Origin of the sequence: Haloarchaeobius ordinarius, assembly GCF_051801355.1 — an archaeon.
Taxonomy (GTDB): Archaea; Halobacteriota; Halobacteria; order Halobacteriales; family Natrialbaceae; genus Haloarchaeobius.
Genome location: NZ_CP196560.1, coordinates 1070425 through 1089230, shown reverse-complemented (window position 1 = coordinate 1089230; position 18806 = coordinate 1070425). Strand labels below are relative to the sequence as shown.

At 53.1% G+C, this 18806-nt stretch carries 17 protein-coding genes; 9 read left to right on the top strand and 8 right to left on the bottom strand.

From position 1 onward, the window contains the following. Window position 1: 1 nt before the first annotated feature. Both ACSC1R_RS05595 and ACSC1R_RS05590 read right to left on the bottom strand, forming a co-directional pair. Window positions 2-883 carry a nucleotidyltransferase domain-containing protein gene (locus tag ACSC1R_RS05595; protein ID WP_439028093.1) on the bottom strand — a complete coding sequence of 294 codons (882 nt, stop codon included), beginning with the start codon at window positions 881-883 and terminating at the stop codon, window positions 2-4. 102 nt (window positions 884-985) lie between these two features. Continuing rightward, complete coding sequence (locus tag ACSC1R_RS05590; protein ID WP_439028092.1) at window positions 986-4792, bottom strand: helicase-related protein; 3807 nt, start codon at window positions 4790-4792, stop codon at window positions 986-988. A 260-nt stretch (window positions 4793-5052) separates the two neighbouring features. On the opposite strand from ACSC1R_RS05590, the gene ACSC1R_RS05585 reads away from it, so the two are divergent. Next, on the top strand, window positions 5053-5259 hold the full coding sequence (locus tag ACSC1R_RS05585; protein ID WP_439028091.1) for a hypothetical protein: 207 nt from the start codon (window positions 5053-5055) through the stop codon (window positions 5257-5259). An 84-nt stretch (window positions 5260-5343) separates the two neighbouring features. On the opposite strand, the gene ACSC1R_RS05580 is transcribed toward ACSC1R_RS05585, so the two are convergent. Both ACSC1R_RS05580 and ACSC1R_RS05575 read right to left on the bottom strand, forming a co-directional pair. Further along, complete coding sequence (locus ACSC1R_RS05580; RefSeq protein ID WP_439028090.1) at window positions 5344-5985, bottom strand: hypothetical protein; 642 nt, start codon at window positions 5983-5985, stop codon at window positions 5344-5346. A gap of 55 nt (window positions 5986-6040) precedes the next feature. Beyond that, window positions 6041-6679, bottom strand: a complete 639-nt coding sequence (locus tag ACSC1R_RS05575) for a tyrosine-type recombinase/integrase (RefSeq protein WP_439028089.1) — start codon at window positions 6677-6679, stop codon at window positions 6041-6043. Between the two features lie 280 nt (window positions 6680-6959). Between ACSC1R_RS05575 and ACSC1R_RS05570 the strand changes: the two genes are divergently transcribed. The 3 genes from ACSC1R_RS05570 (at window position 6960) to ACSC1R_RS05560 (ending at window position 10075) form a co-directional block, all read left to right on the top strand. Next, window positions 6960-8099, top strand: coding sequence for a hypothetical protein (locus ACSC1R_RS05570; protein WP_439028088.1), 1140 nt, complete (start codon window positions 6960-6962; stop codon window positions 8097-8099). Window positions 8100-8101: 2 nt separating this feature from the next. Beyond that, window positions 8102-9265, top strand: coding sequence for a hypothetical protein (locus ACSC1R_RS05565; protein ID WP_439028087.1), 1164 nt, complete (start codon window positions 8102-8104; stop codon window positions 9263-9265). A gap of 249 nt (window positions 9266-9514) precedes the next feature. Beyond that, window positions 9515-10075, top strand: coding sequence for a hypothetical protein (locus tag ACSC1R_RS05560; RefSeq protein ID WP_439028086.1), 561 nt, complete (start codon window positions 9515-9517; stop codon window positions 10073-10075). Window positions 10076-10133: 58 nt separating this feature from the next. Here the strand turns inward: ACSC1R_RS05560 and ACSC1R_RS05555 are convergent, their stop codons facing one another. From ACSC1R_RS05555 to ACSC1R_RS05545, 3 genes are all read right to left on the bottom strand, one after another. Continuing rightward, a complete protein-coding gene (locus ACSC1R_RS05555; RefSeq protein ID WP_439028085.1) occupies window positions 10134-10484 on the bottom strand; it encodes a hypothetical protein in 351 nt (116 codons plus the stop codon). A gap of 74 nt (window positions 10485-10558) precedes the next feature. Next, window positions 10559-10828, bottom strand: a complete 270-nt coding sequence (locus tag ACSC1R_RS05550; protein ID WP_439028084.1) for a hypothetical protein — start codon at window positions 10826-10828, stop codon at window positions 10559-10561. Window positions 10829-11302: 474 nt separating this feature from the next. Further along, window positions 11303-11692, bottom strand: coding sequence for a DUF7344 domain-containing protein (locus ACSC1R_RS05545; RefSeq protein WP_439028083.1), 390 nt, complete (start codon window positions 11690-11692; stop codon window positions 11303-11305). Window positions 11693-12327: 635 nt separating this feature from the next. Here ACSC1R_RS05545 and ACSC1R_RS05540 point away from each other — a divergent pair. Next, on the top strand, window positions 12328-13143 hold the full coding sequence (locus tag ACSC1R_RS05540) for a hypothetical protein (RefSeq protein ID WP_439028082.1): 816 nt from the start codon (window positions 12328-12330) through the stop codon (window positions 13141-13143). A 220-nt stretch (window positions 13144-13363) separates the two neighbouring features. Here ACSC1R_RS05540 and ACSC1R_RS05535 read toward each other — a convergent pair whose 3' ends face one another. Further along, the gene (locus ACSC1R_RS05535; protein ID WP_439028081.1) at window positions 13364-13585 is read right to left on the bottom strand and encodes a hypothetical protein; all 222 of its coding nucleotides are present in this window, start codon (window positions 13583-13585) and stop codon (window positions 13364-13366) included. A gap of 388 nt (window positions 13586-13973) precedes the next feature. Here ACSC1R_RS05535 and ACSC1R_RS05530 point away from each other — a divergent pair, with 388 nt between their 5' ends. The 4 genes from ACSC1R_RS05530 to ACSC1R_RS05515 all read left to right on the top strand — a co-directional run bounded on the left by ACSC1R_RS05530 (window position 13974) and on the right by ACSC1R_RS05515 (window position 18481). Further along, window positions 13974-15185, top strand: coding sequence for a hypothetical protein (locus ACSC1R_RS05530; RefSeq protein ID WP_439028080.1), 1212 nt, complete (start codon window positions 13974-13976; stop codon window positions 15183-15185). Continuing rightward, window positions 15178-17046: a UvrD-helicase domain-containing protein gene (locus tag ACSC1R_RS05525; RefSeq protein WP_439028079.1), complete on the top strand. Its 1869-nt coding sequence runs from the start codon at window positions 15178-15180 to the stop codon at window positions 17044-17046. Before ACSC1R_RS05530 ends, ACSC1R_RS05525 begins: the two co-directional genes overlap by 8 nt. Further along, window positions 17043-17396 carry a hypothetical protein gene (locus ACSC1R_RS05520; protein ID WP_439028078.1) on the top strand — a complete coding sequence of 118 codons (354 nt, stop codon included), beginning with the start codon at window positions 17043-17045 and terminating at the stop codon, window positions 17394-17396. The genes ACSC1R_RS05525 and ACSC1R_RS05520 overlap by 4 nt, the downstream gene beginning before the upstream one ends. Before the next feature lie 68 nt (window positions 17397-17464). Next, window positions 17465-18481 (top strand): hypothetical protein, encoded by a 1017-nt coding sequence (locus tag ACSC1R_RS05515; RefSeq protein ID WP_439028077.1) that lies wholly within the window; start codon window positions 17465-17467, stop codon window positions 18479-18481. Window positions 18482-18806: the final 325 nt, after the last annotated feature.

Sequence of the window (18806 nt, the reverse complement as noted above, 5' to 3'; positions counted from 1 at the left end):
ATTACCAGCTTTGCCAGAGATCTGTGAGTTTGTACACGAAGTTATCCGCGTGTCGAGTGTTCCATTTCGTATCTCCGTTGCCGAACAGATTTGTTACACCGTTCTGGCATTCCCAACCTGAGTAATCAGTGGCCTGGAGATAGCTGAGAATTTTCTCAAACCGTTCACGCTTGTCGTAGGTGTACCTTCCGTCCGGCACGTTGTAGAGCAGGTTCTCGAGGAAGTACGACGCCACGGTTTCTTTGTCGAGTTCTCCTCGCTTCACGAGGTAGTTCCTGGCTCGCTTGAACATACGGACGGTTTCTTTGAACCGACCATCAGTGTCGGATTCTTTCGAACTGCCTCGATCAATATGGCGCTTCGGATAATTTACAACCTGATTTCCACTAGTATCCCAGAAGACGACGCCCTCGTAGTAACCAGTCGGATACGAGTAGTACTTGCGGTACTGTTGACAGACAAGCACGTCAGCGTTCAGCCGGAGTGCTGAAGTATCCACTTCCACCGCCTTATTGCCTTCCTTGATTGCGCCACTCCCATACTTGTCTTCGAGTGCATCGACAACATCTGTCCTGAACTCCTGCCAGCTGTAGGTCACCCCAGTTCTCTGGTTCTGCCATTGTTGCTTCTCACTGGCGGATAGTCCAGAGAGATCTGCGCGGTAACTCGAGGTGAGCTTTGCGACGATGTCAACGTCACTTGAGCCCCGCACGATTGTGTAGTTCCTATACGACCCTTGCAGGAAATCGTCAAAATCGCCGCTGTTCAGAAAACGGCCTCGATTGAGAACGTTTCGAATTCGCTGATGCGTTGTTTGGGCCGATTGTATCGCACCACTCTCGTAACTCGCCCAAGAATCGAGTGTAGTGGAGTCGATTGTCATGATACCTTACAATCCAGTGGAGCATATTAGAAGTCTCGCTTACGAGTGAAACAATGGCGAATCAATCGCGAGTGCACCACAGGCCCGATTTCCCGATTTGGGCTACTGGCCGATGACGCCCCAACAAATAAGTCGAGCTTGGACAGCGCTCTCACCCACTAGAGTGGTCTGGTACTCCGCGGATGCTTCGATATTGTCTTCAATGAACGCCTCCAGTTCGACCAGGAACTCCTCGACAGGCCAGTCGCCGAGCGAAGTGTAGTCCGGGTGTTCCCGGAAGGTCTCCCGCAATACTCTGTCTTCGTCTGTGTGCTCCAGCTTCACTCGATCAAGCTGGTCGAATAGCGCATTCGTCCACTCTCCGACCGTATCGTGTCCATCCACGGGTGCGGGTTGATTACCGTACTGTGGCAGGATTCGCATCTGCATCATATCGAGGAGCATCTCCTGCGTGGCCGACTGGCCACCGCCACTGAACACTTCCTCGACCTGGCCTTCACGTATCTCCTCTAATCGCTCGGAGAGGTGCTCCTCAACAGACTCCCTGTTTGCGATTACCCTGTCGGTGTTCCCGGAAAGTTGTCCACCCTGCGTTTCCGGTGTGATGGCGAGTGCACCGACGGGTCGCTCCTTCAGATCACCACTGAAGGGCTTGTAGTACAGCGCTCGCCGCACACGCCCGAGCGGTGCGTCCTCGGGTTCTCCGGTCTCTTCGTTCTCGAACCACAGATGTACGAGACCGAAGACACCCGGGCGAGGGCCGCTATCGTGACCAATGGCGTTCGTGTAGAGGAACTCACGCTCATCGGTCGGCTCTTCGAAGTAGTCCTCCGCGAACTCGAAGTCTTCAGAAGAGAGCCCATAGTCGTCGTTCAGTTCCTGTTTGAGTAGCACGCGCTCAAACGCCGCATTCTCGTCGCTACCAGCGTTCCGTAGCAGTGGATTCTTCGAGGTGTCGTCCAGCTCATTATAGTCAGTCACCTCACGTGACTCCCGAATCGACGACTCAATCTCCTCAATCTCCAGTTCGCCGATGGTTTTCTGGGTCTCTACCCCCGCCTTCTCCAACACCGCATCTTCGTTCGGGTCGAGGATGTTGTTCTCCTTCCCGACGATGAGTGCAATGTCGTTGATTTTCGCCTGCAAGCGCTGGAGAAGCTTGATTGCAGCCTCGATGTCTCCGTCGGGATAGAAATTGTGTACGTACTTGTCCGCGGTCGACCCGATGCGGTCAATGCGACCAACACGCTGGACGATTCGCATGGGATTCCAAGGGAGATCGTAGTTTACGACGACCGAGATGTCCTGAAGGTTCACACCTTCGCTGAGTGTGTCCGTCGCGACCACGTACTGCAACTCCGTCTCGTCACTCTCGGCTAGCGTCTGCTGGTATCCTGACGCCTCTGGAGCGAACCGTTTGATGATGTCTTGCTTGTTCTCGTCACCGCCCTTCACGACAGCACTGTTCTCCATCGTCATGGGTGACGACTCGTTGTCGACGAGTGTCCGGTGGACGTAGTCTGCGGTCGCCCGGTACTGGGTGAAAATGAGCACCTTCTGATCGTACCCGTTGAGTACCTCGGCTAGCCGGTCGATCTTTGGGTCACGGAACTCCCGCAGAGCAAACACCGCCTCGTAGAAGTCCAGGGTAGCACTGTCAGCTTCGCTCAAGTCATGACGAGGATAGAGGATGGGATTCGGATCGTCGTCAGTCACATCCGGAAGAACTGCTGCACCGTGGTCAGCGAGCCACTGTTCCAGTTCGACCTCCATGTCCGCGATAGAACCGGAGTCGCGGGCTACACGTCCGATGAACCGGGAAAGGAAGTACGCAAGGAGCGTCAGATCTTCGCGAATATACGTTTTCACCTCTCCCACCGTGGCATCGGCTAGTTCGTCGTCTGAATCGCCCCCATCTGCCTGGAGGGCACCACTGTCGAACCCGAACTCCTCAAGCGTTTGTTCCAGGTCTTCAGCCGCGTCTGCTCCCTCAACGAAATCCTCTAATGTCGTACCTGGTTCATCGCCTCCCATTGTACGTAGTACATCGATATCTTCGTCCTCGGGGAGTCCGTCGAGGAACCCAAGGAGTGAACGTTCACTCTCGTGTAACGTCTGGACTGATTGGACGAAGGCGTAGGTGGAGGACTCAAGACGTTTCAGCAGGTTGAGCTTGTACAGTGCTTTCAGCGTGCCCCCTGCCTGTGGGTTCTTGATCGTGATGTGTGGGAGGTGGAGCGCATCCATCACGTCTGGAAGCATCCGATAAATGGGCTGGTAGGCGGGAGGCAGTGAGTACTGCTCTTTGTTGAGTTCTGGTGGCTTAAAGCTCATATCGAACTCGTCTTGATCGGTCAGCGTCTCTTTGACGTGCTTGCGGGTTCGGAGCACCATCACCTCATTTAGTATCTCGGAGATTTCGTCCGAGTGTCGCTTCAGTTGCTCTGTCATCCGACGCTGCTCCTCCTCAGAGGCCTCCTCTTTACCGGCAGCAACTCGCTTACGCTCCGCAGCGAGGTCGATATAGTCGTCGAAAGCACTGAATTTCAGTGACGCCTTGTTCATCAACTCATTCTCGTCGGTGAACAACCCAATGAGGTTCTTGAGGTCGCTAGCCGAGTTGTTGATCGGCGTTGCGGTCAGCATTATCATCGTGTTGTTCCGGAGGAGGCGAACGTTCGCATGCCGTCGAGTTCCTTTGTAATCGTCGTCGTCAACCGGATTTGGCCGCCACTTCCCGTGGTTTCGGAACCGGTGAGCCTCGTCGATGAGCACTACGTCAAATCGGTCGTCTAGAGCAGTCACCTCCTCGTGCGTGAGGTTCTGGAACTTGCTGATGCTCATGACCTGCAAGTGTTCACCATCGACCTCGAGGCCAAAGAATGGGTCTCCGTCTTCGTCCGTGGCGTCCTGAAGGAGATCTCGCCACTGGTCGGTCAGGTTGGCTGGGACGATAAGGAGACAACGGTCGCCTTGTTCCCGATAGTCGTAGAGGAGTTCGCTCCCGATGAACGACTTCCCCAAACCGACCGAGTCGGAAATGATACAACCATCGTATTGCGACAGCTTCGTCTTTGCACTCTCGTACCCGAGCGTCTGGAAGTAGTAGAGTGGGCTATCACGGACACTGACGTTACCGTTCAGCTCGTCATAGGCGAGGAGCTTGTACATCTCGAACGGCTCGAGGTACGTTCCAACTTCCTCCCCACCCGTATCTTCATCGTCTTCTTTCTGCTGCTCTTTCCACTGCTGGTATCGCTCGCTCTCCTCGATGATATCGATGATTTCCTCGGAGAACTCCTCGCCGTTAGCCCATTGGTTGTCGTACCACTCCTCGAATGCCTCTGCATCGCTCCCGTTCTGACTGGTTAAGTTGAGCTCGACGTTGTGTCTATGGCCAGACTGAGAAAAATTGGATGACCCTACAATCGTGACAGCACCTCTCTGATCTCGGTCGCCCTCACGTAGACTGGGATCATCTGTAACCCCTCGGAAGCACGCGCCTTTTGCGTGGAAATAGCCTGAATCGGGGTTTCGAACTCGAACGTCGACAAGTCCTTCCGCGATGAAATCACGAAGACGGTCAAGCCGTTCTACTTGTGGGTTGTTCAAGTCATTAATATCCTGTTCCAGTTCCTCTTGGAACTGTTCCCGAAGGGTCTGCCCTTCACTAACCTCATCAACTGTATTTCGGTCAGTCTTCCGGCCCATTAGGATTCGAAATGGGGCCTGGTCGAGTTCATCCGGGTCGCGGAGATTATCGAGGTCTTCTTTGAACAAGTCGAACCCGGACAAGTAGAAATAGCCAGTCGCGATACGAATCTCCTCGCACTCGGGAATGACGGTCTTGTAAACGTCTTCGAGTGTTTTGCTCGTGTTATCCACGAGTGCATCAAGCGAGGGTAACATCGGATGATTAGCAAATCGGATTACGATATCATCATACTTTCCCAAAAATCGGCGAATCAGGATTCTCTCCCTCCAAATAGAGCCCAGTCACGTACTTACTCTCACCTGCCCCGCCTCTCTACCTTCATATCCCGACTCATAGTGAACAGAACTTGAGCAGCGACGCTCCAAGGTGTGGTTCTTGGCGGTGTACCTCTGTGGATTCTCTAATCTGACTACTCGCGGGTACTTTTTTGAGATTCTACATTCTTTTCGACTACATGAGCGATTCTAACGACGACGGCGTCGAAGATGAGAATATTGAGAAAATCAGAGAGGAATCACTTGAGATGGGAGATCGCGGTGCGCTGGCCCCACCAGAGGGGCAAAAATGTGCTCGGTGCGACAGGGATGCAGTTCGTGGCCCCGGGAAGGAATGGTTTTGCGATGAGCATCAGCGGGAGTTCTTCGCAGAAAGACATGGCTGATTCCTTGTAAGCGACGAACGTTCCCTACCAGACCAGTAGAATAGCTACTTTATAAAGTGACGAAACCGCGTGTATGAACTCGAATCAGTCCCCACCACGAACCCGATTAGAAACCAGGGGTATCGAGAATAACACGACCGCAGAAATATAAGGACTCACCATGCCCTCAGCGAGATTCTGTGCAACGACCTCCCCTTGCGCATATCCACTCGTGACTAACAACTGAATACCAACAGCGATCACGAATAACACTAGTGTAACGTTCGTATTCACGCTGGAGAGTGCTTTAGCTCGATAGTCAGCTGGCATACCATCCTCGTCAGTCGCCCCTTCCAGCTCGGCTGCCATCATCGCCGGCGAGCGAAGTGACGACACGAACCCGTTGATTGTAGCGAGAGCGATGAATAGAACGCTGTAGACTCCAGGGTTTAGTGGATGGAGGAGGTCGAAACTACCGATGAGCACAGCCGCCCATACAAACATCTTGAACTTCGGCTCTTGCTCGTATGCTTGAAATAGCGAAATTTCGGCGAGAATCTTTGAGCGCCGATCGACATCGTATCTCGATTCTGTTTGGACAGATCTCTCGAGAAGGGGGAGAATCCATTGAATTCCTAATCGGCCTTTCGTAGAGATATCGAACTGGTCGTAGAGTTCTTCTCGAAGGTCTTTTTCAGATTGTTCTTCAGAGTCGGTGTTCTCAGCCTGTTCAACCTTCTCTGTCATATGGTAGAAATGATTCGTCGGGAGTATAAACTTACAATTCGTCTCACATGGAGAGTTAGCGGCGCTGGAAGTGGTCGTAAACGCGCTCACTAGTGGTTACGCTCCGATGGCGGAGGCGGTTCCGTAAATCCACAAGACGGGTGTCAGAATCAGCCAACATATAGTTCGCCAGCGAATGTCGTAGTGCATGCGGATGAAGTTCTGATGGGTCAGCTGGCTCTCCGTCGCTCCGGTGCACGGTGATGTCCGCCTGTACTGCGAGATCTTCGACAATATTGCGCATCGACTCCGTCGTCATTTGATCCGACTGCCGTGATGGGAAGACATAGTCACTCTTTCGTCCCCGGTACCATTCTGAATTGAAGTAGCTCCGAAGGAGGCGAACAGTGTCAAAGTGTCCATAGGGGTCGAGCCGCATCGTTACACTGTTAGGACTGATATTCTCATTGGGGTAGTCCTTCTGGACGTGGCCAGGAATCTGCACTTCCGCGGCGTTCAATCGGAACATCGAACGCTTCAACCCTCGCAGTTCTGCGGCCCGTGCTCCCAGATCGATTCCGAGTACGATGAGTAGTTCATCGCGTAGACGACGACCAAGACTATCGTAGCGGAGAGGGCGGTCGTGGGCTGCATCTCGAAGAGGATCGACTTCGCTCAAGTTGATGTACCGGTGGATTGTCTTTTGCGTGCTCACATATTCTGTTGCTTCTGAGACAACTTAACTAGTAGGGTCAGTTTTGGAATCTGCGAAATAGGCCGTTTGACCCCCTGTTTTGACTCGATATAGATTGAAATTCGGCGCTCAGTTTTGGAGTCTGTTAGAAGAAACCCAAACTGAACACTGGGACTCTACGGGAGGCGTTGATACCCACGGCTATCTGACTGAAGTATCCGAATACTCCCTCTAGACAGCTATCTCACCAAAATAGTCATCATGTAAACGCTTACATGGCGTGCTGCTGGATAGTACAGTAATGGGCGTCTTTGAGGTCGGACACAGTTCATTCGACGACCTCTCTAGTTTCAACCATCACCTCGCAAACGGCGGTCGCGAGAACATCACCAGCGACCTCTACATTGTAGTCGGGCTATCCCAATTCTCACAACAGAAGTTCTTCGAGATTCTCACTCAACGCGGCTATTCGATTGAGGACTTCGGAGCGGTTCAGAAAATCAGCCGTGAGTACACTACTAACGGCGATATCCCGGACGACACAATCGTAGAAGAAGATGAAGAGGTTGAGGAGGAAGACGACGAGAGTGAGAGAATAGCCGAATTCTACCTTTACTACGATGAGGAGACCGGTGTAACCCTGTTCTACACCGACCAGCGAAAGACGAAGGAAATCAAATACACGGTGGCCAAACTCTTGGACGGCGAGCCTGGCCTCCACTACCTGTACATCGGCCCTAGTCTGTTCAGAGACATTCGGCGTGAGATCATCAGGAACGAAGAAATCGCCGAAATCACGAAGTTCGTAGCAGACCGATTAGAGGACAGCGACTATCCTTGCCGAATTCGTCCCGACGTCGAGCGCACAATCCAATATTACGGAGATGATGGTATCGAGGCTCTTGAGGAGATGGAGGAAAATTACGGTGTCCGTCCCCGAAATATCACGTTTAATGTCCCCAACAACGCCAAATTTCGCATTACACGAAAGGGCGTATTCTCGCTAGGACGTGGCGACCTCACCACACTCTTTGAGTACGTCGAACTCTGCATCGAGAAAGCTCTAGAAATCAAAGAAGCGTACGGTGAATCCGAATTTCAGATGCTCGCTACCACCGATAGCCTCAGTGTTCCCACCTCAGAACCCGCTTCTATCGAACTGAGTGGCCATCTCGAATACAGCGAAGTCGAGAAAGTCAAATCTCGAATGAACGAGGAGGGCTACCTTCTGGTCGACTCCTTCCAACAGGAGGGATCGCTATACTTCTCCTCTAAGGTGATGGACACCAAGAAGAAGAACAGATTCCGCATCAAGGCGAGTGAGAACGAAATTCGAGTGTTCCCACAAGAGACTGAAGAAAACCTCGGTTCCTTCCTTCGGTTCCATGAATTTGTTCAGAGCAACATCGACCCTGACGCAAGTGTGGTAGTTGAAACATAGCCATGAGCGGCGAAGTCGCGCCTGACGACGATGTCGCAGACATCTATGCGTATATTGAGGATCACTATCCTCGATGGCGCGACCGGAAAGACGAGATTAAGGAAGCGAGTCTCGGCCAGACTGATGATACCGAGAACATCATTAAGAAGCGTGTTGAGAAGGCCATCAAGATAGAGCAGAACCACGACGACCTTCTCGACTCGACCATCACGGCGTTTGGCCCCACATCTACTATATTCGACGAGACCGGGTGGAAGCTTCTAGGGACTGAACCACTGTATGAAGTCGAACCAGGGTTGCGAAACCCGGATGCCATCGTAGGACACTCCGACCGAGACACTATCGTTACCATCGAATGTAAATCTGGACTTTCTTCGCCTCGGAACGCACTTGAACAGATCCGAGCTGCCGCTGACGTGGTTCTGGATTACGCGAATCATCTCGAGAGGAAGACGGGGATCTCCTTCGACAGTGTTGAGCGTGTATTGTGTGTTCCTGGTCAAAAGGCCTGGCGTGCGGTCGAGGCGATAGAGGCCGAGGAACGTGAAGACGACCCAGACGAGCCCATCTATCTGTGGAAGTTGAACCGCTTCCAAAATGAGACTCTACAGCTCCACCAACAGTTTGATACCCGCTCCGTGCTCGAATCTGCGCACGAAAGCCGACTTGCAGAGATGCTCTCCGGTGACGGCATCGCAATTGCAGATTGCCCGTTGCTCACTCCTTCGTTCTTCCCGGACTCGCATCCCTTTACCGTAATGGAACATACGTTTTCAGAGATTCTTTGGAACCGTACAGGCGGGAATAACGGCTCAATTCGGAAGTTCACCCGCTCCGAGATTCACAACTTCATTAACGACCAGCAGAACGTCCCGCACTACGACACCGAGATCGTGGCCGATATGCTGACCGAGGAACTCCTATCTAAGCTGTTGGATTTCGGACTGACTGAGGAAGCCGACCCTTCAGAGGAAGGAATGGGGTCTGGAGTTGAGCTCTACGGATACGATGAGGACAAAGTCTCGGGCCAGAGCATGGATACGATTTTAACGGCTCTGAAGGAGGAATACCAAAGCGAACTGATTGACCGAAAGGCGGAACGTCAAGCAATAGAGCAAACCGTTGAAGAGTTCCTAGACGATCAAAGTTCGATCGACGACTACTGAAGGCAATCTTCGTGTCGTTTTCTACTCGAGTATCAGTATCATCGATACTCAGGGCGTGCGAGTCCACGCTACTCCCCCTTGAACCCCACCTTCTACTAGATAAGATACGATTCCACGGCAACAACACACGATCTTCGAAGATACCCATGGTCTGACCTACACCCACACTATTTCTGAGAATCTGAGAAAGTATCTGAGAATCCCAGACTTTATCTCGGTGCGGCCTAAGTACTGAGTTGGCTACTGCAAATGAACGAGATTGAACTCACGGGCGACAACATAGTACTCCGGGAACAAATCGAAGCTTTCGGCGAACAAAGAACAGAAGAATTGACAATAGACTATGGGGATCGTGGCGAGTTCGAGTTAGAATTAGATACGGGCGGCTTTGTCTCGCTAGATTCACTCATTGATGTCGAGCTTGAAAGCGATGGTAATATCGAATCACTCAGGCTCAAGTTCGACGAATTTCCGTCGATTCAAGCCTCAGTCAGACGACAATCTGAGGCGGTAGAAAGTGACCTCCCCACGATCCCTAGTGTTGATGTTTCCGAGGTCGATGTTGGTGGTCGCCGGAGTTTTTACAAACGCATGCGTAACTCCCCGGACTCACAGCCCGCAGAAATTCGACGCTTGATCCATGAACATCAAGAATTGAATCGAGAAGAATTTGACCGTCTTGTTGACGAGATGGGCTATGCTTCCGACGGTGGTGGGGTAAACATGTCTTTGGTCGTCCTCGAAAACCTCACTGAGGAGATCGAGCGGCACGGACGGGGTGAAAGCCAACGTATTGTCTGGGTTGGATAGCTTCATACCGGCGAGCGCGGCAATAACACAGGGTTCTCCGTCAAACAGTTCCCTCCCCTCAGCCGCGAAGGTTGTCTCCGAGATCGTGATAGCCAGCTTTTTCTAGCGCTCGAGCAACTTCATCATCGTCCATCTCACGTAACTTTCTGGCGGGATTGATTTGTTGGAACGGCATCGCACCGTGCTCCGAGTCGCGTTCTGCTGCTTGTTCGATATGCTTCGGTTCAACCTTATGGAACGGAGGCGTCTGACCGAGAGTCACGGTCATCTCGTTATCACACTCATCACAACGCAGCTCAAAGTCTGGAGAGTACCGATACATACCCGCCTTCGAACCACACTCGGGACAGTACAACCAGTTTATAAACTCATACCCGTTCGGACGGTGAGGGAAGTCGATGTTCCTCATACTTCGGAGTTACTACTAAAGGAAATTATTCTTGTGGGATGGACTGTCACAGAAACGTAGTCTTCGAAAAAGAATCAGTCCTCGCTGTGTGGCTCACAGTCTTTCGGGAGGACGAGTGGCTCAAATACCACGCCATCCGGTTTCAATCGTGCATAACCATCGTCGTCGACAGAAACCACTCCCAATTCGATTAGCCACTCCAATGTGCGATCGGGAATTGAGCCAACAGGCACATCCTCCTGGGGTAGCCGTTTGATCAAATTGACGTCCGAAATTGAGATGTGGTCGATTTGATCAACACGCAGTGTCAGTATTTCGGGCTCACCGTCGTCGATGTCGTCCATGATGTCTTCTCCCCCGTCCACGTCCTAGATCTCGGTATCCGGATTGTCGCCCAACTTGCGTGGCACTCTGCCCGGTGGTAATTCTGCATTTGTCAGTTCTTCATCTTTATCGTAACCTCCGTATCGCGTCGAGTCGCTGTCATTCATGCCTGTAGAGTAGACTGCCGACACACAAGACTTCCGTGGGGTCGGAGAATCAGTCATCGCCTCGCCGGCAGCCAGCAGGCTATGCTCCGTCGACACATCACCGCTGAATAGCTGCTCGGAAGTCGGCATCGACTCCAGCGCTCGCTTCACGCCGTCAATCATCGCCCATCGCCTCTCGTACCTTCTCCGACCCCCCTCCACTCGCCCGATCTTGCCACTCAGGGCACCAGTTGAAAACTCCGATATTTCAACCATTGTCTCCAGTTCGCGACCACGGCACCATTAGTTGTAGATGCAGACCGTACTCTCAAAACGAAAAGGGGGAGGTCAGATAGTCTCAAGCTTCCGTCGAAATGCTTGCTCCGCAATAACTAGTTTCTCGGCCTTTTCGGTATTGCTAACCCTTCCTCTTTCATCATCGTATTCGATAGCTTCCTCGTTAGCAAGTTTAGGAAGATGCGATTGGAGAAGAGAGACGTAGACCCGCTTACGCTGGTCTGAAGATAATGCAGCCTCGGCTATATCGTTCTCTTTGCAGGCGATTGCCGTTGCGAGTTCTCTAACGGGAATGGATTCTTGCTCGCGTGCGGTGAGTTCTCGTAGAACTTCCCGGCGGCGTTCATTTTTTAGTAATGTATGTGCGGTACCAGGCTCAATATGATATTCTGACGGACTATCCTTCTGTGTCCGAAGGTATTGACGAATGGCTCGAATCATCTCGCTGCACCCGCCCTCTGTAGGCGAGATGAGAGAGTCCGAGCGACGTCCCGACTGGTGTCTCGCTACGAGTCAGGTTCCTGCATCCGATGGAATGTATATCCACATGTAGCGCAGCCGTTGCTTACGTATCCGGTGTACTCCCAGTAGTCACAGTCTGTACACTCGAGCGTTTCGCGTATCCTATCTTGACCGTCGGTTTGCTCAGAAATGACGAGTTCGGGATAGTGATTGGCCAGCTCCTCGGCTCGTTGCTGGCTTGCCAATTGCCGGTCGATAGTTGCTTGGTTAGCCATGTAGGTGTCACCTCCTCCTGTCCCGCCCTGTCGGCGCGTGCGAATCTCTATATTCAGAAATGAGTATGGAACGTGACTGGATGTCATCGACGGAACGAGGGTCTTGTGAGTCGCGATTGGTTGCTCGCTCCTTCTGAAAATCGTTCTTCACTTGGTTTCTCTCTGCTTTCCGCCTATCCCTGCCCGAACCGGATTTAGTTTGTTGTTTCACAACAAATACAACAATCTGAGTCCGTATAAAGACTCGGGCCAGCGGATAAACAGAAGACAGTAGGTCGGTGAAGAGATATCGGGCACCGAATGAACTTTGTAGTAACAACTAATATTTGAGAGCATCCAATGGGTAGTGATTCTGAATCCGGCATCCACTCAAAGAAGGAGATCATCATCAACGCTTGGCTGTTAGCGCCTGAAGCACCAGTGAAGCCCGTTGCGGAGGCCGTTGAAAAGGTATCTAAGATTTCATACGAATACGTTCGAAGAATAATCAACGAAGAAATCAAGACCGGTGCTATCAGCCGCGAGGAAATTGAGGAGGCTGCCGATCTCGGTTTACAAGCCAATCTACGAGACCATCTCCAGGCGATGGAAGGGACGGAAGGTATTGAGATGGAGTTACGAACCTCGCCACCGAAGGGCTGGGCCGAGGACTCCGGAGGTGAGAAAAGTGAGTTGCAGCGCGAGATTGAAGCGCTCGATATGCCGAAACGTGTCCGCCTGATCAACGTCTGGCAACTCGAGCCGGACGTCGACTATGCCGATGCCGCAGATGCGGTGGGATGTACGAAGGAGTACGCCCGACAGGTATTCTCGAAGCTGGGCGACGGTGAGATTTCTGAGGGGATGACGCAGGACGCGTTGGACTCCGAGGTTCAGGAGCTATTCGAAGCTCGACTTATCGAACTGGGCGTGATCGTCCCGCAGAGAGACGAACTTGAGCAGGGATACGGTACGACTGTGTCAGTCCCTGATGGGGCGGTCGTGCCTGCGGAAGATGTCGTTCGGGTTCGGGAGGCAGTCGATTTGCTTCGACGTGAGGCCGTCTCCGAGCTGGAGGTAGAATCGAATCCGAGTACGGTTAAAAAGAAGTTCGTTACCGAGGAAGTGCTGCGGTTGCTGGACGGAGCTCTCGAGGAGGCATTCGTTCCGGAGTAAGGGTCGGGAGTCGTCGCGGGAGTTCTCGGGGACTACATATAGGGGCTATTCGACCCCACCGAGGATTGCTGAACGGGGGTCGAGTCACCCCTCTTTCGTGAGTTCTGTCTGTGAGGTACTTGATTTTTAGAATTTGGGGGTTGTTCGAGGGGTGTTTGGCTATCGGCTTGGGGGTCGAACTACCCCTATAGTAGTGGAGGGTGGCTGGCAAGGGACTGAATTAGATGTTGAGTCGGGTCTGGATGTCGACGGAGGTTCCATGGTCGCGTTCGGTGACGAGGGCTTGCTCACCTGCCGGCGTGATCTCGTAGAGCCCGGTGCGTTTGGAACCGATGTGTTCGGTCAGGTCTTGTTCCGTGAGGTGCTGGAGGCGGTTGCTGATGTAGTTGCGGTGACTGTCGAGTTCGTCTGCGATGTTCGTTGGAACATTTCGTCCGTCCACAAGTATTCGTAGAATATCGATGTCGATAGGTCGAATTTGAGGTTTTGAGCCCATATTTCATATTCCCTCTCTCGATAGTTATAGTTGTTGTATGTTGTTGCAATCGTGCTTAGACGAGCAAAGCTTATAAGCTATTAGGTTGTACAACCAATTAACGGGGCTGGAACAACAATATACACCCGGGGCTTCGACACGGGAAGTAGGAAGTCCGCCTCTTCTACCGGGTAACAAACTCTAAAACAATGATCTACAACGCCAACTCAGCTAATCTTTCGCGGGTAGAATTTCAAACAACAACTGACAACGCACGCGTGGGTGAGCGCACGCACACGGACAAACACATGAACGCGACCGACTCGCAGACGGAGACATTCAGGAGGGCTGAATGATGTCAGATGCTGCATCTAATCTGAACGGGCATCAAGAGGCGATGATCGACGCCAGTATCGAGGTGAAGGATACGGTCGAATCCCTCGATCCCGATGATTTGGAGGACAGGAAAGCCCAGACTGAGGCTATCTTCGAGTTTACAGCAAGCATCGGGGAGCTGCTGGCCGAGGGTGCGAACTGGGGGTTGGCTGTGTCTCTGTGCGAGGACGTTGCCGACAAGACGACGTGGAACAAGACGGAACTGAAGAAGCAGATAAAAACGGCGAAGCAGAACGCGATCTCGCAGTCAAGCTCCCGGAGGTCTTTCGACGAAGTACTCGAGGACGACGTGGTAGAGATTGTAAAAATCAAATCGACGGATCACCACCAGGGGGTCTCCTACCGGTGGGTATTCCAGAATGGCACGGTAGAGACGCGCCAGAGCAAGGACGACAAGTACTCGCACTTCAGCTGGAACCATTTCATGGATGACTACTTTGACGCGACGGGCGAGATGCCACACGAGCCGGGGGCAGGCCGCCGCGGTGGTGATGAGTGGCGGGAGTTTGTTGCAGACCTGATCGCTAAGCGTGCGACTGAGAAAGTGACTCGCGGGCCGCGGACGTGCGCGGTGGACGCGCTCCGGAACTACATTTCGAGTACGAAGGGCTACGCAGAGGTCGCTGACGCAGTCAGTGAGAACGGTGTCTATATCGATGACGATCCGGAAGGAGGGTCGCCGTCGGAGGTCTGGGTTCCGAACCCCGTGATCAAGCGGATTTGTAACGAGAACGAATTGAAGTCGACACGGGAACTTCAGTGCGAGCTGGACGGAAGAGGGCTGACGTCTGACCAGGTCAATGGTGCGAGTTTCACCGAGAATGTCGGGAACAGGACAGTGACGGTATGGCGGCTGGATAGCGACATCGCAACTCCTCTGAAATACGTTGAAGAGGTGAAGACGCCGGCGGAGAAGGTTCGGCAGCGTGAAGAAGATGATGAGGCCGACTCTGAGCCGGAGTCTGACGACGAGGGTTCATCGAAGACTGGAGAGGTGGATTCGCTGTTCGAGTCCGGGGGTTCGACCGGGGAAGACGGCAAAGAACCATCGTTCGGGGCAGAAGAATTCGGTCTTGAAGATGATTCGGCGGAGGATGACGAGGAGGACGAGCTGTGTCTTCAGGATGCTTTTGATGCTTTCGAGGATCCGGAGGGGAGCGAGGATGAGTGATTCTGGAGTTATCCCGCTCGAAGAAGTCGAAATCCCTCAGTTGGAGGAGTACCCAGTGACGGAGTCCGTGAAGCTTCACGGCCCGCCAGGTACGGGGAAAACGACGAAATCGGCGGCGCGGGTGGGTCGGCTGTTGAAGAACCACGACTACGACCTTCGTGATGTCGCGTGGTGCACATACAGGACGGCTCTTGCGGACGATACGCTCCAGAGGCTACATGAGTGGGAGTTGGTCGACGAATGGGAGTTGCGGAACAGAAGGGAGGGAGCGACGAAATTGATCGGAACGGCGCACGCGCTCGGCTATCGTTTGTGTAACGGGCTGGGTGACCCGGTGGAGCCGAAGCATCAGGCTGCGTTCTGTGCGATGCAGGACATCCCGTTCCAGAGCCCTGAACCGTGGATGAAAACGCGGGGAGAGCTGCTGTTCGATACGTTCTACTGGCTGAAGAAGAACCTGTACGACCCGAGTGACTCGGCAGACGTGGTTGAGGCACCGTCGTACGAGGCGTTGCAGAATCGGTGGCCGGGCGTCGATGTGCCGGAGCAGTGGGCTCGGTGGACGGAATACAAACGCGAGAAGGACGTGATTGACTACCACGAGATGCTGGAGAAGCCGCTGGAACGGCGGATGTCTCCCGGGACACCGATTCTCGTCATTGACGAGTATCACGATGCCTACCCGTTGCTTGCGAAGTTGGCGATGATGTGGATGGAGGACTCGGAGATCGTGATTGTGGCAGGCGACCCGAACCAGGTGGTGAATAGTTTCGATGGGGCGACACCGGAGTTCTTCGAGGCGGTGGATCTGCCGAAGATACTGCTTGAAGAGAGTTATCGCGTCCCGGAAGGGCAGATGACGATGGCAGAGGCAGTGCTTTCGAATGCGCATCATCCGCCAGCGATCTCACCGAAGTCGACGATGGGGGACGTTCGGGAGTACATTAGTCCGGCGTTTAGGTATACACGAGACTTGGGGTGGGAAGTTCCGACACGAGGTGAGGAGGGGAGTCCTGGCTGGCTGGTCGATAAGTATGGTGAGGACATGATGTTTCTTGCGCGGACGAAGCAGCAGGTCGCGGGTATCGGGGCCGCTCTGGAGGAAGCCGGGATTCTCTACACCTCCCAAGAGGATCTCGGTGGGTGGAATACCGATGAGGCCGCGACGCGCCGGGAGCTGTTCAACGCGCTCCAGAAGATTCGTGGGCTGTCTCCGGGTGATTTCAGTGGTTGGAATACTGGATTTGATGCGTTCCACGGTGATGGTGACCGGAGTGTCAGCACGGCGGTAGAGTTGGAGGCTGAGGAGGCTGCGGAGTTGATGCGGTTGACGAAGTCGAAGTACCATGCTGAGTCCCGCTCGAAAATGAATGAGCGTGCATCGAGGCTGCGTGATACGGGGTCTACGCTGAGGCTCAGAGAGTTGGATAAACTGGTGGAGCCAGAGTTCTGGAGGGTATACTCTCAGGGCGCGAATTCGGTTTCAAACTTGAACAAGACAGGTGGGATGCAAGAGATGGATACCGGTGAGCGCCGTGCATTGGTGCGTGCGCTGAACCGGTACGGGGAATCGGTAGACGTCGATGACATCTCGGTACAGGCGCTGACGATGCATGCTTCGAAGGGGCAGGAGGCAGCGGAAGTAGTGGTCTACGATGGGGTGACGAGAACGATTCGCCAAGGTGTGCGGCTGGATGATACTGCCGAAGCGAATGAATGGCGGACGTGGTATGTCGCCCTGACCCGGGCATCGGAGCGCGTCCACCTGGTACGTGATGCGTTCGACTGGACGTCGTCGTTCCTCCCTGGTAATTTGTTGACGAAAACGAGGCGGCTGGTGGCTGATGGAGGTGAACAGTGAACCAGACTCAGACGAGTGGGGCGGTGGTTGAGTTCGATCTCTCAGAGCTCAAAATACTGCGTGGTTTCGTACGTGATACGCCTGACGAGGGAGAAGTGAAGGGAGTAGTTCGTTCGTTCGATGATTACGACAAGACCCCCTCGGGGAGAGCAATCATTCCCGATCTATATCTCGGGCCGACGACTGCCTCGTGGATTCGGTTGCTGGCTGAGGAGCGAGTTAGGCGGTCAGAATATTCTGACGATTACCAAGCTCTGCATCTATACCATGAGTGTAAGCGCTACTATCAGGCACTCTACCCTGAGAGGTCGGTTCTGGAGCGGCTGGAGTTACGTGGTGAGTTTCGCTAAGTACATCTGGCAGCAGCTGACCCGTGAAAGGCCGAAGCGACTTACGTATCGTTTATCTAGACTTTGATATGCCCTCCAATTCGTCGAGTGATAGCCGTACTCCGATTATCAGAAAACACCCAGAACCGGAGGTGAAGTGGCTATCTCCTCGAGAGTTCAAGCGAGAGTTCGGCTACGTTCCCGGCCAACTGGAAGAAACTGTGCGGGATGAGGTACTCGAACGGATTCTCGAGGGACGGCGACTCACGATAACGGAGGATCGTCTGGAAGCTTTTCGAAGGGTGGCGGCGCTGTGGAACGGGGGATGCGTTGGGCCTCAGAATGTCCATTTGCTCGTGGATCGAATCCCGTCCTGGGACGAGGTCTTTGCAGGTCTCAGTATGGACGAGCTGGAGGCGTTTCGCCCCGAAGTGAAACGACTCGATGAAGAGCTGATTGACGCGTTCGGAGACCAAGACTGGTTCGAACCCGAACTGCGCCAACGGGGATGGATGAAGACATCGTACATCGGGGGATTGCGAGCGAGATATGATATTGAAGAGCGTGCGCGAACACTCATCAACGAGCGGAATGACCTCCCAGACTTACGCGGTGACCCATTCGAGGGGCTACCCCACCGCGTCGCAGTTGGACTCGAGGCCGTCCGGGCGACCTATCTCAATGGACACGAAGTCGAGACTTACCCACAATTCCGGGGATATACGCCTGACTTGCTCAAGCGAACTCCAGATGGGAGAATCCTCGTCACAGAGGTTCTTATAGATCACCACAATAACCAGCTATACCGAGATACGTACGCGAAGTTGGTGTCGCTCGATAAGGCAGCTGTATTGGTGTTTGACACCCGAGATACTGCGCGCCGAGTGCTTAATCACTGGGAATCATGGGAAGCAGACGTTCCAGGTGCACCCTTTGGGTCAGCGCTAAGAATGGATTGGGTGAGACAGAAGTTCAGTGAGGCTGCGGATGATCCCTCGCAGGATTGGCTCGTCAAAGATGTGCTAACAATCAAGCAATTGTGGGGCTATCTGTCAACCGTGCTTGAGCATCGGAGCCCCCAAGAAATAATGACACATTTCTGGTGATTTTGTGAATTATAGACGATAAGATGGGCAGAAGATTTCCGTGCGGTGTATACTATTACTGGAGCTCTACTGTTTCCCAAAAACTCCAAATTCGGTAGCCTCACCCGTTTCCGCAACCCGAATTCACTGCGGAACATTCTGAGACCACGCAACGAGTGACAGCTAATTGTTAATTTTGACGGTACTCTATGTGCGGTTGCCAAAGATGCTTGGTGGATTCATCCGACAAAACGACTTGCGGCAGGTCGGTGTTTACGACAAGGAACCAATAAAGTGAATATATTCACATCTATATTTTGAAGTCATGAGAGCGATGGAGGAAGAC

Excerpts from the sequence above, each read along its gene's own strand:
- ACSC1R_RS05580 (WP_439028090.1), bottom strand. The coding sequence starts at position 5,985 with ATGACAGAGAAGGTTGAACAGGCTGAGAACACCGACTCTGAAGAACAA.
- ACSC1R_RS05530 (WP_439028080.1), top strand. The coding sequence starts at position 13,974 with ATGTCAGATGCTGCATCTAATCTGAACGGGCATCAAGAGGCGATGATC.
- ACSC1R_RS05525 (WP_439028079.1), top strand. The coding sequence starts at position 15,178 with ATGAGTGATTCTGGAGTTATCCCGCTCGAAGAAGTCGAAATCCCTCAG.
- ACSC1R_RS05560 (WP_439028086.1), top strand. The coding sequence starts at position 9,515 with ATGAACGAGATTGAACTCACGGGCGACAACATAGTACTCCGGGAACAA.
- ACSC1R_RS05515 (WP_439028077.1), top strand. The coding sequence starts at position 17,465 with ATGCCCTCCAATTCGTCGAGTGATAGCCGTACTCCGATTATCAGAAAA.
- ACSC1R_RS05595 (WP_439028093.1), bottom strand. The coding sequence starts at position 883 with ATGACAATCGACTCCACTACACTCGATTCTTGGGCGAGTTACGAGAGT.
- ACSC1R_RS05545 (WP_439028083.1), bottom strand. The coding sequence starts at position 11,692 with ATGATTCGAGCCATTCGTCAATACCTTCGGACACAGAAGGATAGTCCG.
- ACSC1R_RS05550 (WP_439028084.1), bottom strand. The coding sequence starts at position 10,828 with ATGGACGACATCGACGACGGTGAGCCCGAAATACTGACACTGCGTGTT.
- ACSC1R_RS05570 (WP_439028088.1), top strand. The coding sequence starts at position 6,960 with ATGGGCGTCTTTGAGGTCGGACACAGTTCATTCGACGACCTCTCTAGT.
- ACSC1R_RS05540 (WP_439028082.1), top strand. The coding sequence starts at position 12,328 with ATGGGTAGTGATTCTGAATCCGGCATCCACTCAAAGAAGGAGATCATC.
- ACSC1R_RS05555 (WP_439028085.1), bottom strand. The coding sequence starts at position 10,484 with ATGAGGAACATCGACTTCCCTCACCGTCCGAACGGGTATGAGTTTATA.
- ACSC1R_RS05590 (WP_439028092.1), bottom strand. The coding sequence starts at position 4,792 with ATGTTACCCTCGCTTGATGCACTCGTGGATAACACGAGCAAAACACTC.
- ACSC1R_RS05585 (WP_439028091.1), top strand. The coding sequence starts at position 5,053 with ATGAGCGATTCTAACGACGACGGCGTCGAAGATGAGAATATTGAGAAA.
- ACSC1R_RS05565 (WP_439028087.1), top strand. The coding sequence starts at position 8,102 with ATGAGCGGCGAAGTCGCGCCTGACGACGATGTCGCAGACATCTATGCG.